This window comes from Caenimonas aquaedulcis, assembly GCF_015831345.1.
GTDB lineage: Bacteria > Pseudomonadota > Gammaproteobacteria > Burkholderiales > Burkholderiaceae_C > Ramlibacter > Ramlibacter aquaedulcis.
In genome coordinates this window covers 475,829-488,135 of record NZ_JADWYS010000001.1, presented here as the reverse complement: position 1 = coordinate 488,135, position 12,307 = coordinate 475,829, and the positions used below count along the sequence as shown (strand labels likewise).

Sequence of the window (12,307 nt, the reverse complement as noted above, 5' to 3'; positions counted from 1 at the left end):
TGCAGGCGGATTGTGCCCAATCACGCCGGCGTTTCGTCTAATTCCGCATCCCCCTGGGGGCTTGCATCGGCCGGGCGCCCGGCCAGCTCTTCCACCAGCTGGTGGCGCAGGAGGGCCAGCCCTTCGCCGGTGCGGCTGCTCGTGAAGATGCGCGGCACGCGATGGCCGTCGAGGTCGTAGACGTCGAGCAACTCGCGGGGCCGCTGTTCGGGGGGCAGCGCGTCGATCTTGTTGAAGACGAGCACCTGGGGAACCGACGCGGCGCCGATCTCGTGCAGCACGCGCTGCACTTCGGCGATCTGCTCCGGGTGGTCGGGATTGGAGGCGTCCACGACATGCAGGAGCAGGTCCGCGTCGACGGCCTCCTGCAAGGTGGCCTGGAAGGCATCGATGAGGCCGTGCGGCAGGTCGCGGATGAAGCCCACCGTGTCCGAGAGCGACACGCTCCGGCCGACACCGTTCTCGTCTTTCGAATCGGCCAGGTACAACTGCCGGGTGGTGGTGTCCAGGGTGGCGAAGAGCTGGTCCGCCGCATACGCACGGGCCTTGACCAGCGCGTTGAAGAGCGTGGACTTGCCGGCGTTCGTGTAGCCCACGATGGAAATCGTGAACGCGCCGCGGCGCTCGCGCTGGCGGCGCTGCGTCTGCCGCTGCTTCTTGAGCTTCTGCAGGCGCTCTCGCGTGCGCTTGATCGCATCGCCGATCATCCGCCGGTCCAGCTCGATCTGCTTTTCGCCCGGGCCGCCGCGCACACCCGCCCCGCCCGTCTGGCGTTCCAGGTGGGACCAGCGGCGGACGAGCCGGGTGCTCACGTACTGCAGGCGCGCGAGCTCGACCTGCAGCTTGCCCTCGTGGCTGCGGGCGCGCTGCGCGAAGATCTCGAGGATGAGCAGCGTCCTGTCGTTCACGGGGAGTTCGATGTGGCGCTCGAGGTTGCGCTGCTGGGCCGGGCTCAGCGACTGGTCGAACAGGACTTCCTGCGCACCCGTCTGCGCTGCCAGCGCCTTGATCTCGTCGGCCTTGCCGCTGCCGATGAACAGGGCGGTATCGGGCGCCTTGCGCTTGCACGAAACGCGGGCCACCGGGGTCATGCCTGCGGTTTCGGCGAGCTGGCCGAGCTCTTCCAGCTCGGCGTCGTAATGGGGCAGCCCCAGGTCCACACCGACGAGGATCGCGGGGGTGGAGGGGTGGTTTGGCGGTGTGGGAAAACTCAATGCGCGTTAGGCGGCGCCGGCTTCGGTGCTCTCGGCGGCCTGGAAGTTCACGGCGCGTCCCGGCACGATCGTGGAGATGGCGTGCTTGTAGACCATCTGGGTCACCGTGTTGCGCAGCAGGACCACGTACTGGTCGAAGGACTCGATCTGGCCTTGCAGCTTGATGCCGTTGACCAGGTAGATGGAGACCGGCACGTGCTCGCGGCGCAGTGTGTTGAGGAAGGGGTCTTGTAGTAACTGCCCTTTATTGCTCACGATATTCTCCGTGTTCCGTGTTCGGAAGTGTTGTTGGAAACTGCACCTTACCACAGCAAGACGGCCGTGCAAGTAGGCTGCGGGCGAAATCCGGCGGCAGTGCCGCGCCGGGCGCCTAATCCTTGTCCGCGTAAGGGTTGTGGGAGGTCTTCATCTCCACCCGCAGCGGGGTGCCCACCAGCTTGAATTCCGCGCGGAATCGCCCTTCCAGGAAGCGTTTGTAGGAGTCCGTCACGTGCTCCAGCGAGTTCCCGTGCACCACGATGACCGGCGGGTTCATCCCGCCCTGGTGCGCATAGCGCAGCTTGGGGCGGAACATGCCGGCTCGCTTGGGCTGCTGGAACGCCACGGCCTCCAGGAGCAGGCGCGTGAGCACCGGCGTGGGCATCTTGATCATGGCGGAGCGGTGGGCGGCGGCGATGGACTGCCACACCGGCCCGAGCCCCTGGCGCTTCTTCGCGGAGATGAGGTGCATCGTCGCGAACTTCAGGAATGCGAGCCGCGTCTCGATCTGCCGGTGCACCTGCTCGCGCTGGTACTCGTCCACGGCGTCCCACTTGTTGACGGCCAGCACCACCGCGCGGCCGCTTTCGAGGATGTAGCCCGCGATGTGGGCATCCTGGTCCGTCACGCCCTGCGTGGCGTCGAGCAGCAGGAGCACCACATTGGCCGATTCGATGGCCTGCAGCGTCTTCACGACGGAGAACTTCTCGATCGCCTCGAAGACCTTCCCCTTGCGACGCAGGCCCGCGGTATCGATGAGTTCGAATTTCTGCCCGTTGCGCTCGAAAGGCACCGTGATCGCATCGCGCGTGGTTCCGGGCAGGTCGAAGGCAACCAGGCGCTCCTCGCCCAGCCAGGTGTTGATCAGCGTGGACTTGCCGACGTTGGGCCGACCGGCCACGGCGAGCTTGATGACCGTCGGGTCCGGCGCCGTCTCTTCTTCGTCTTCTTCCGACAGCCCGAGGGGCGCCAGTGCCTCCTCGACCAGGCTGCGGATGCCCTGGCCGTGCGCTGCGGAAATCGCGTGGACCTCGCCCAGGCCGAGCTCGTAGAACTCGGTGAGCTGCACGCCTTCGGTCATGCCCTCGGCCTTGTTGGCGGTCAGCACCGTGGGCTTGCCCAGCTTGCGCAGATACTTGGCGATGTCGTAGTCCTGCGCGGAGAGGCCGCCGCGCGCATCGACGACGAAGATGACGACGTCGGCTTCGGCCACGGCTTGCCGCGTCTGCTTGGCCATCTCCATGTAGATGCCGCTCTCGGCCGTCGGCTCGAAGCCGCCGGTGTCGATCACGATGAATTCGTGCTTGCCGTGCTTCGCGTTGCCGTAATGGCGGTCGCGTGTGAGGCCGGCGAAGTCCGCCACGATGGCGTCGCGCGACTTGGTCAACCGGTTGAACAGGGTCGACTTGCCGACGTTGGGGCGGCCCACCAGGGCCATCACGGGTTTCACGTCGGTGGGTCTCGTGTTGGGTTATTCGGGCACGAAGCCGTACACGCCGCCGTTGCGCGTGACCACGACCATCGTGTTGCCCGCGGCGACGGGCGCGCCGACGATCGCCGAGCCGTCGGTGGCCAGGCGGTTGAGCAGCTTGCCGTCTTCGCGCGACAGCATGTGCACGAAGCCGCTGCTGTCGCCCACGATCACCGAGCGGCCCAGTGCCAGGGGCGCCGACAGGCCGCGGTGCAGCAGCAGCTCGCTCGTCCAGGCCCTGTCGCCGTTCTCGCGCTTCCACGCCAGGACCTTGCCGTCGGCTTCCGCACCGAAGACGGTCTTTTCGTCGCCAGTGAGTCCCTCGTGACCATTGGCGGGCTTGACCCACACCAGGGCGCCGCGGGAGGCGTCGACACAGCCGACGTTGGCCTGGAAAGCCCGCGCGCACAGGTTGTTGCCGACGCGGCTCACGGGGCCTACGAGGTCCACCAGCCGCTCGACGTCGTTGATGCCGCGCGGCGAGGCAATGGGGACCTCCCAGCGCGCCGTGCCGTTTTGCGGGTTCAGTCCGGCCAGCCGGCCCGACAGCCCCACCACCAGCGTATCGCCGACGGCGAGCATCACGCCCGCGTTGCGCAGGACGAGCGGCTCGCCCGGGCGCTGCTGTTGCCACAACTTGCGGCCGGTCTGGCCGTCGTAGGCGGACACGGCACGGTCCGCCGTCAGCACGAATACGCGGCCGCCCGCGACGAAAGGCGCGGTGTATGCCACCGCGGAGAGCTTCTGCCGCCACGCCTGCTTGCCGGCGGACATCACCACCAGTTCGTTCGAACGCGTGACGACGGCGAGTGTCGTGCCGTCGCTGCCGACACCTGCGGCGATCGGGGCGCCGGCGTTCGCACGCCAGACGTCCCGCCCGGAAGCCGGGTCGATGACCGCCACGGTGCCGTCGCCGCCCGCGACCGCCAGCATGCCGCCCGACGTGTTGACGGCCAGCGGGAAGTTGGCCTCGCCCACACGCGAGGTCCATGCCTGCCGGACGCCGATCAGGCCAGGGTTGGGCACGAGTTCGGCCGGCTTGACCTTGTCGGATCCACCGAAGCTCAGGAAGGACGGCATGGACGGCAGCATCGAGCAGCCGGAGAGCGTTGCCGCGGCGAAGGCCGCGGCCAGCGCGGAGCGTGCGCGCATCCTGGGGAAATGGGTCATGGCTTGGCGCCTCCGGAAGCTGCGGTGGCGGCAGGTGCCGCGAGTTTTTGCGCATCGACGCCCAGCGCGTTCAGCTTGAATTCCACCAGGCGGCGGTACTCGTTGCGTTCGTCCAGGCCGGTGTACGCCTTGGCGTACTCGGCCTTGGCTTCGGCCTTCTTGCCCTGGAGGCTCAGGATATCCCCGCGGCGATCCGCCACCAAAGGTTCGAAGTCCTTGGGAAACTCTCCGGCGAGCTGCTTCGAAGCTTCGTCGTACGCCTTCGCGTCCATCAGGATCGCCGAGAGGCGCAGGTGCGCAAGCGCCTGGAGGCCATCGTCCGACGACTTGTCGGCCACCCAGACCAACGCCGCCTTGGCGCCGTCGGTGTTGCCCTTTTCGACCAGCGTCTTGGCCGCCACCAGGCCGGCCTGCTGCGCATAAGTCGTGGACCCGAACTTGTCCTTGATGTCCGCGAAGGCGCGCTGCACGCGTTCCGTGTCCCCCGCCTGCGCGGCGCGGTCCACCTCGTCGTAGAGCGCGGCCGCCTGCGCGGCCTGCGAAGCCTGCCAGCGCTGCCAGCCGGTCCACGCCGCGATGGCGCCGAACACGAGAATCACCACCCAGGTGATGAGGTTGCCGTACTCGTTCCAGAAGTGCTTGAGCTCGTCAAGCTGTTCCTGTTCCTCGAGGTCGAGATTGTTTGCCATTGTTGCTGTGTGTCCTGCTCGCGAGCCTGCGATTGTATGAGGGTGGGCGTGCGCCCTAGCGCAGCTGCGATATCGTCGCGGCGCCGCCGTCGTCGAGCGGCACTTCCAGTTGCGCGGCGTCACGGTCGCGCAGCAGCTTGACCTTGACGGTGTTGGACGCCAGTTCCTGCTCCCCGAAGATCAGCGCGAAGGCCGCCCCGCTCGCATCGGCCTTCTGCAACTGGTTCTTCAAGTTGCCCCCGCCGGCATGCATGAAGACGCTCAGGCCCTGCGCACGCAGTTTCTCGATGAACGGCAGCGCACGCGGGACCGCCGCTTCGGCCGGGATGACTGCGTAGACCTGCGCGAGGCCCGCGGGCACGGGCAGGTCCAGTTCCTGCACGAGCAGGAGCAGGCGTTCGATGCCGAGGCCGAACCCGATGGCCGGCGCCGGCTTGCCGCCCATCTGCTCGATCAGGCCGTCGTAGCGTCCGCCGCCGCAAATCGTTCCCTGGGAGCCCAGGAGGTCGGTCGTCCACTCGAAGACCGTGAGGTTGTAGTAGTCCATGCCCCGCACGAGCCGCGGGTTGATGCGGTAAGCGACGCCCGCAGCATCCAGCAGCGTCCGCAGGCCATCGAAGTGCGCGATGGATTCGGCGCCGAGAAAATCGAGCAGCTTCGGCGCGGCTTCGAGCACCGCTTGCATCGCAGGATTCTTGCTGTCCAGCACGCGCAGCGGGTTGGTGTGCACGCGCCGCCGGGCCTCTTCGTCGAGCACGTCCATGTGCTGCTCGAGGTAGCCCACGAGCGCCTGCCGGTGGGCTGCGCGTTCCGCGGACTGGCCCAGGCTGTTGATTTCGAGGCGCACCTGCTCGCCTTCGACGAGTCCCAGCTCGCGCCACAGCGCGCGCCCCATGAGGATCAATTCCACGTCGACATCCGGCCCCGGCAAGCCGAGGGCTTCCACGTCCAGCTGGTGGAACTGGCGGTAACGGCCCTTTTGCGGGCGCTCGTGGCGGAACATCGGGCCCATGGTCCAGATGCGCAGCGGCCCGTTGTAGAGGGCGTTGTGCTGCACCACCGCACGCACGATGCCGGCCGTGGCTTCCGGCCGCAGCGTGAGCTGGTCCTGGTTCATGGAATCGACGAAGGAATACATTTCCTTCTCGACGATATCGGTCACCTCGCCGAGGCCCCGCACGAACAGGGCCGTCGGCTCCACCACCGGGGTCACGATGTACTGGTAGCCGTAGCGCGCCAGCACGTCGCGCACCACGCCGTCGAACCAGTGCCAGATTGCGGACGTGGGCAGTTTTTCCTTGCGCGAGACGGAGCCCGGCAATATGTCGTTCATGCCTTTGACGGCATTCAGTTTCTCGGCCATGTGTTCAGGGAGTCAGGCGTGCTCTGCCACTTCGGGGTGGCCGAACCGCTTCTCGACGTAGTTTTCGACGAGCTGGTGGAATTCGTTGGCGATGTTGTCGCCGCGCAGGGTGAGCGCTTTCTCGCCGTCGATGAAGACCGGCGCGGCCGGCGCCTCGCCGTTGCCGGGCAGGCTGATACCGATGTCGGCGTGCTTGCTCTCGCCGGGACCGTTCACGATGCAGCCCATCACGGCGACCTTCATCTTCTCGACGCCCGGGTACTTCTCGCGCCACACCGGCATGTTGGCGCGCAGGTGGTCGTCGATCTGCTTGGCGAGTTCCTGGAAGGTGGTGCTGGTGGTGCGGCCGCATCCGGGACACGCGGTGACGCTCGGCACGAAGCTGCGCAGGCCCAGCGACTGGATGATTTCCGAGGCGATCACGACCTCCTGCGTGCGTGATTCGCCGGGCTGCGGCGTGAGCGACACGCGAATCGTGTCGCCGATGCCTTCCTGCAGCAGGATGCCGAGCGCCACGCTCGACGCCACCGTGCCCTTGGTGCCCATGCCCGCTTCGGTGAGGCCGAGGTGCAAGGCGTAGTCGCAGCGCTTCGCGAGTTCCCGGTAGACCGAAACCAGGTCCTGCACGCCGCTCACCTTGCACGACAGGATGATCTGGTTCGCGTCCATGCCCATTTCGACGGCGCGGTGCGCGGATTCGACAGCCGACGAGATGAGCGCTTCGTACATCACGGACTTCGCTTCCCACGGCTGGGCGCGCGCGCTGTTCACGTCCATGAGGTGGGCCAGCAGTTCCTGGTCGAGGCTGCCCCAGTTGACGCCGATGCGCACGACCTTGTTCCAGCGCATCGCCGCCTCGATCATCTGGCCGAACTGGCGGTCGCGCTTGTCGCCCTTGCCCACGTTGCCGGGGTTGATGCGGTACTTGGACAGGGCCTGGGCGCAATCCGGATAGTCGGTGAGCAGGCGATGGCCGTTGTAATGGAAGTCGCCCACCAGCGGCACGTCGATACCCATGCGATCGAGTTGCTCGCGGATGTACGGGACCTGCGCGGCGGCTTCGGGCGTGTTCACGGTGATGCGCACGAGCTCCGAGCCGGCGATCGCGAGTTCCTTCACCTGGATCGCGGTGCCGATCGCATCCACCGTGTCGGTATTCGTCATCGACTGAATCCGCACGGGAGCATCGCCGCCGATGGTGACGGTGCGAGAACCCCAGACGGCGCGCGCCTGGCGGGATCGCCGCGCCTTGGGCGCAGCGGGTTCGATGGGAAGGCAGTCGGACATCACTTGACCTCGAATCTCGCGACGTTGTCGCGCGACACCGGGCGCAGGTCGAACGACTTGCCGCGCACCTGCACCTCCGTGTTGTCCACCCGGCCGATCGTCACGCGAAGCGGCAGCGCACCGGAGACGCCGGCGGCCTCGCCGGACTCCATCTGCCGCCGCAGCACCATGGCGCCCCTGGCATCCGTCACCTCCACCCAGGACTGGCCCTTCGTGCGGACAACGACGATGCCGCTGGCGGGAGCGGCCGGCGCGGCGGGTGCACTCGCACTGGCACTGGCAGTGGCGCCCGAACTTGCGGCGGACGGGGCGGCCACCGGCGGCGCAGCGCTGCTCACTGCGGGCGCCGGCGCCACCGGCGGGGCGGCTGCCGCCACGGGCGTGGAAGCCGCGGCAGCCGGAATGTCCATCGTCGGCGCCGGATTGGGTGGCGGCACCAGGACAGGTTGCGCCTCCGTCGGCATGAGCGCCACGGGCGGCGCCTCATGGCGCGCAGGCAGCAGGATGATCACGATGGCCCCCAGCAGGATGGCGAACACGACCAGGAAGACCGGCTTCGTCACCTGGTCGTACCAGCTGGGCGGCGCCGCATCGCTCGGCGCGCGGAACGGGGCGTTGATCCCTTCGCTGGCCTGCATCAGCCGAGGCGCCGGCGTGCGGGGCAATCGGTCCAGGATGGGCTGCGGATCGACTTTCAGGTTGCGGCAGACGCTGGACGCCAGCGCGCGCACGAACACCGAATCGGTCAGCACGTCCCAGCGGTTGTCCTCCAGGGCTTCCAGCTTTCGCACCGGCACCTTGAGTGCCACGGCCAGGGCGGCGACGTGCAGTCCGGCTGCTTCGCGGGCCTGGCGCAGCAAGGCGCCGGCGGTCACGGAATCGGCGGCCGCCGGGGGCGCCTGGACATCCTGCCCTTCTTGCGCCCAGGACTCACTCATCGAAGGCTCCGCGGTCGTACGCGAGCGCCTCGCGGGTGCGCGGGAAGCGCTTCTTGAGCTGGTCGCCGAGCTGCTGCATGGCCACGCGGTCTCCCAGGCTGCGCTCCACGCGCACGCCGAGCCACAGGGTTTCCGCGTTCGCGGCATCGCTGTTGTTCAGGCGCCGGATGTAGAACTGGGCCCGCACGAAGTCTCCGCGGCGAAACAGCAGCCCCGCCAGCGTGTACCCGGTGACAGGGTTCGCCGCGTCCAGCTCGTACGACCGGGCGAGCGAACGTTCGGCTTCGGCAAGCCGCCCCGCCTTCGCCTCGCAGATGCCCTGCGCCATCAAGGTCTTCGCGCGGCCGGGATAGACGGGGCTTGCCATCGCCGCCTCGAAGGCACGGCCCGCCTCTTCGTAGCGGGCCTGCTGGCACAGGAGCCAGCCGTAGTTGTGCTGGACGTTGCCATCTCGCGGATTGAGCGACACGGCGCGCCGAAAGCTCTCCTCGGCCTGCCGGATGTCGTTCAGCCGCATGTAGATCAGCCCGCGCAGGTTGTACGCATCGGGGTAGGCGGGATCGATCGCGATCACCTGCTTAAGCTCGTCGAGTGCCACGTTGGTCTGGCCCTGCTCGAAATAGCCGACGGCCAATTCCATGCGGATGCGGGCGCGACGCCGCGCTTCGGGTTCATCGGACTCGGTCAGGATGTCGGGCGCCCCGCCGCCTTCGGGCCGCGAAGGGGATGCGCAGCCGCCCAGGGCAACCAGCAGCGCACCCGCCAGCCAGGCCCAGGCCAGCAGCTTCCTCGGGTCGCGGCGGACCGCGGCGGCGTTCGTCATCGTTCAGGTCTCCTTCGCGCCAGCCGCCCGGGCCGGCACCTGCTTGAGCATCACCGTGCGCTGGCGGGCCATCCGCTGGTCGACGCGGGTGCGGTCCTTGACGTCGCCGGCGAGCTGGCCGCAGGCTGCGTCGATGTCGTCCCCCCGTGTCTTGCGCACAGTGGTGACGATACCAGCATCGCTCAGCAATTTCGCGAATGCGAGCACCTGTTTGTGGGGCGAACGCGTCAGGCCGGATTGCGGGAACGGGTTGAAGGGAATCAGGTTGATCTTGCAGGAGACGCCCTGCCCGCCATGGGAGCGCAGGAGTTCGACGAGCTGGCGCGCATGCTCGGGCTGGTCGTTCACGCCATCGAGCATGCAATATTCGAACGTGATGAAGTCGCGCGGCGCGTGGACGAGGTAGCGGTTGCACGCGTCGAGCAATTCGGCAAGCGGGTACTTCTTGTTCAGAGGGACGAGGTTGTCGCGCAGCGCGTCGTTCGGTGCGTGCAACGACACAGCCAGGGCGACGGGACAGTCGATCCCGAGCCGATCCATCATCGGCACCACGCCCGACGTGGAGACCGTCACGCGCCGGCGCGACAGGCCGTAGCCATGGTCGTCGAGCATCACGCGCAGGGCGGGCACCAGGGCCGAATAGTTCTGCAGCGGCTCGCCCATGCCCATCATCACGACGTTGGAGATGACGCGTTCGGCGCCGCCCGTGCGCGCGCGCAGGAAATGCTCCGCGAACCAGAGCTGCGCGACGATCTCGCCGGTGGTGAGGTTGCGCGAAAAGCCCTGGTGGCCGGTGGAGCAGAAGCGGCAGCCGACGGCGCAACCCGCCTGCGACGACACGCAGAGCGTGCCGCGGTCGTCCTCGGGAATGAACACCGCTTCCACGGCATCGCCATTGCCGACATCGAACAGCCATTTGATGGTGCCGTCGGTCGATTCCTGCTGGGAGATGACCGAGAGGCCTTCGATGCGGGCGGTGGTCTTGAGCTTTTCGCGCAGGGACTTCGCGAGATCGCTCATCGCGTCGAAATCGCGGGCGCCGCGCTGGTGGATCCAGCGGAACAGCTGGGTGGCGCGGAAGCGCTTTTCACCCAGGGTTTCGCAAAACGCGGCCAGACCTTCGAGGTCGAAGTCGAGGAGGTTGGCCGTCATCGCATGGGCAATCCCGGGGTTAGCGGGAATACACGTTCATGCCGGGGAAGAAGAACGCGACCTCGCCCTTGGCGGTTTCGGGCGCGTCGGAGCCGTGCACCGCGTTGGCATCGATGCTGTCGGCGAAGTCCGCGCGGATGGTCCCCGCGGCGGCCTTCTTCGGGTCGGTCGCGCCCATCAGGTCGCGGTTCTTCAGGATGGCGCCCTCGCCTTCCAGCACCTGGATCATCACGGGGCCGGAAATCATGAACTCCACCAGGTCCTTGAAGAAGGGACGCTCCTTGTGCACGGCGTAGAACTGCTCGGCTTCGCCACGCGACAGGTGCGCCATGCGGGCGGCGATGATCTTCAGGCCGGCGGCCTCGAAACGCGCGAGGATCTGGCCGATGACGTTTTTCGCCACGGCGTCGGGCTTGATGATGGAGAGGGTGCGTTCGATGGCCATTTGATTTTTTCCTGAGCTGATGAAGTTAAGTTCTCGCCGCGTCGCGAAAGTTCGGCAAAGCCCGCTATTTTAACCCGCGGGCGTGACAGGCGCATGGCCTCAACGGCCCCGGCCCCCGCCGCCCCGGCGCTGGCCGCCCCCGCCCCCACCGCCGCCCCCGCCGCCGCCTCCACGCCGCGGGCCGCCGGGGCCCTGCCCGCCTCCCTGGCGCTGCCGGGTGAAGCTGTCGGCGCCGATGTAACCGAAAGACGTCTTCATCGGGTCCGGCTGGGCCGCCCCGCCGCCCTGGCGGTCGCCTCCGCGGTCCTTGCGGCGTTGCTGCCCTTGCCCGCCACCGCCGCCCGCGCCCTGGAATGGCTGGCCCTGGCCTCGCCCTTGCCCACCACCGTCGCGATTATTCCCGCGGGGGCCGCCGTTACGGTTGCCGCGGCGCCGGTTCCGTCCTCCCTTTGCGCCGTCGCCCCGCTCGCCGTCCCCGCCTTCGCCTTGCGGCGCGCGACGGGATTCGCCCGCGCCAGCGGCATGCAGCAAGGCGCGAATGTCGTGTTCGTCGAGCTCCATGAACGCGCCGCGCTTGAGGCCCCGCGGCAGAAGCATCGCGCCATAGCGGATACGGATGAGGCGGCTCACCGCATGGCCCAGCGCTTCGAAGAGGCGCCGCACCTCGCGATTGCGCCCTTCCGAAATCGTGACGCGGTACCAGGTGTTCGCACCTTCGCCGCCGCCGTCCTCGATGGAGCCGAACTGCGCCCGGCCGTCCTCGAGCTCGACCCCGTCGAGCAGGCGCTGCTTCTCTTCGTTGCTGAGCGCGCCCAGCACGCGCACGGCGTACTCACGCTCGAGGCCGAAGCGCGGGTGCATCAGCTTGTTGGCGAGCTCCCCGGAGCTCGTGAAGAGCAGCAGGCCTTCGGTATTCAGGTCGAGCCGGCCCACGGATTGCCATTTGCCCTGCACCAGGCGGGGCAGCTTGCGAAAGACGGTCGGGCGGTTCTGCGGGTCGTCATGCGTGACCACCTCGCCCACCGGCTTGTGGTATGCGATGACGCGCGCCGGCGGCGGTGCGATGCGAAAACGGATGGGCTTGCCGTTGACCTTGACCTGGTCGCCGAACTGGATGCGCTGCCCGATGTGAGCGGGCTCGTTGTTGACCGAGATGCGCCCTTCCATGATGAGCTGTTCCATCTCGAGGCGGGACCCCAGTCCCGCCTGCGCGAGCACCTTGTGAAGCTTGGGCGTTTCGGCCTGCGGCAGCAGGACGCGCTTGGGCAGGGTGACGTCCGGACTTTCGACTTCCTTGTCGAACTGGCCGGAGATGACGTCCTGGAAGCTGATCGGCACGGTGGGTTCGGACGGCTCGGCGGAACCTTCGCCGCGCGCCTCGCCCTCGCCGTCGTCATCGGCCTCGTCCCAGAGTTCGTCTTCCCGGTCGCGCGAATCGTCCTCCTCACGCATGTCGTCGGCAGAGGGGGCGGGACCGCCCGGCAGGGGTTCGTTCAT

12 protein-coding genes are annotated in these 12,307 nt (G+C 67.8%); all 12 read right to left on the bottom strand.

The annotated features are described in order from the left end of the window. Nucleotides 1–20: 20 nt before the first annotated feature. Nucleotides 21–1,214 carry a GTPase HflX gene (gene hflX, locus I5803_RS02195; RefSeq protein WP_231402323.1) on the bottom strand — a complete coding sequence of 398 codons (1,194 nt, stop codon included), beginning with the start codon at nucleotides 1,212–1,214 and terminating at the stop codon, nucleotides 21–23. Between the two features lie 6 nt (nucleotides 1,215–1,220). Next, a complete protein-coding gene (hfq, locus tag I5803_RS22185) occupies nucleotides 1,221–1,469 on the bottom strand; it encodes an RNA chaperone Hfq (RefSeq protein ID WP_196984785.1) in 249 nt (82 codons plus the stop codon). A 115-nt stretch (nucleotides 1,470–1,584) separates the two neighbouring features. Then, nucleotides 1,585–2,922, bottom strand: a complete 1,338-nt coding sequence (der, locus tag I5803_RS02185) for a ribosome biogenesis GTPase Der (protein ID WP_196984784.1) — start codon at nucleotides 2,920–2,922, stop codon at nucleotides 1,585–1,587. A gap of 21 nt (nucleotides 2,923–2,943) precedes the next feature. Beyond that, on the bottom strand, nucleotides 2,944–4,113 hold the full coding sequence (gene bamB, locus I5803_RS02180) for an outer membrane protein assembly factor BamB (RefSeq protein WP_196984783.1): 1,170 nt from the start codon (nucleotides 4,111–4,113) through the stop codon (nucleotides 2,944–2,946). Further along, entirely contained in the window at nucleotides 4,110–4,802 is a 693-nt protein-coding gene (locus I5803_RS02175) for a YfgM family protein (RefSeq protein WP_196984782.1), read from the bottom strand. The genes bamB and I5803_RS02175 overlap by 4 nt, the downstream gene beginning before the upstream one ends. 55 nt (nucleotides 4,803–4,857) lie before the next feature. Beyond that, nucleotides 4,858–6,165 carry a histidine--tRNA ligase gene (hisS, locus tag I5803_RS02170; RefSeq protein WP_196984781.1) on the bottom strand — a complete coding sequence of 436 codons (1,308 nt, stop codon included), beginning with the start codon at nucleotides 6,163–6,165 and terminating at the stop codon, nucleotides 4,858–4,860. 12 nt (nucleotides 6,166–6,177) lie between these two features. Further along, nucleotides 6,178–7,452: a flavodoxin-dependent (E)-4-hydroxy-3-methylbut-2-enyl-diphosphate synthase gene (gene ispG, locus I5803_RS02165; RefSeq protein WP_196984780.1), complete on the bottom strand. Its 1,275-nt coding sequence runs from the start codon at nucleotides 7,450–7,452 to the stop codon at nucleotides 6,178–6,180. Continuing rightward, a complete protein-coding gene (locus I5803_RS02160) occupies nucleotides 7,452–8,390 on the bottom strand; it encodes a helix-turn-helix domain-containing protein (RefSeq protein WP_196984779.1) in 939 nt (312 codons plus the stop codon). Before I5803_RS02160 ends, ispG begins: the two co-directional genes overlap by 1 nt. After that, nucleotides 8,383–9,213: a type IV pilus biogenesis/stability protein PilW gene (gene pilW / locus I5803_RS02155; RefSeq protein WP_196984778.1), complete on the bottom strand. Its 831-nt coding sequence runs from the start codon at nucleotides 9,211–9,213 to the stop codon at nucleotides 8,383–8,385. Before pilW ends, I5803_RS02160 begins: the two co-directional genes overlap by 8 nt. A 3-nt stretch (nucleotides 9,214–9,216) precedes the next feature. After that, nucleotides 9,217–10,365, bottom strand: a complete 1,149-nt coding sequence (gene rlmN, locus I5803_RS02150; protein WP_196984777.1) for a dual-specificity RNA methyltransferase RlmN — start codon at nucleotides 10,363–10,365, stop codon at nucleotides 9,217–9,219. Between the two features lie 19 nt (nucleotides 10,366–10,384). Beyond that, nucleotides 10,385–10,810 carry a nucleoside-diphosphate kinase gene (ndk, locus tag I5803_RS02145; protein ID WP_196984776.1) on the bottom strand — a complete coding sequence of 142 codons (426 nt, stop codon included), beginning with the start codon at nucleotides 10,808–10,810 and terminating at the stop codon, nucleotides 10,385–10,387. Nucleotides 10,811–10,909: 99 nt separating this feature from the next. Continuing rightward, nucleotides 10,910–12,307, bottom strand: a complete 1,398-nt coding sequence (locus I5803_RS02140; RefSeq protein ID WP_196984775.1) for a pseudouridine synthase — start codon at nucleotides 12,305–12,307, stop codon at nucleotides 10,910–10,912.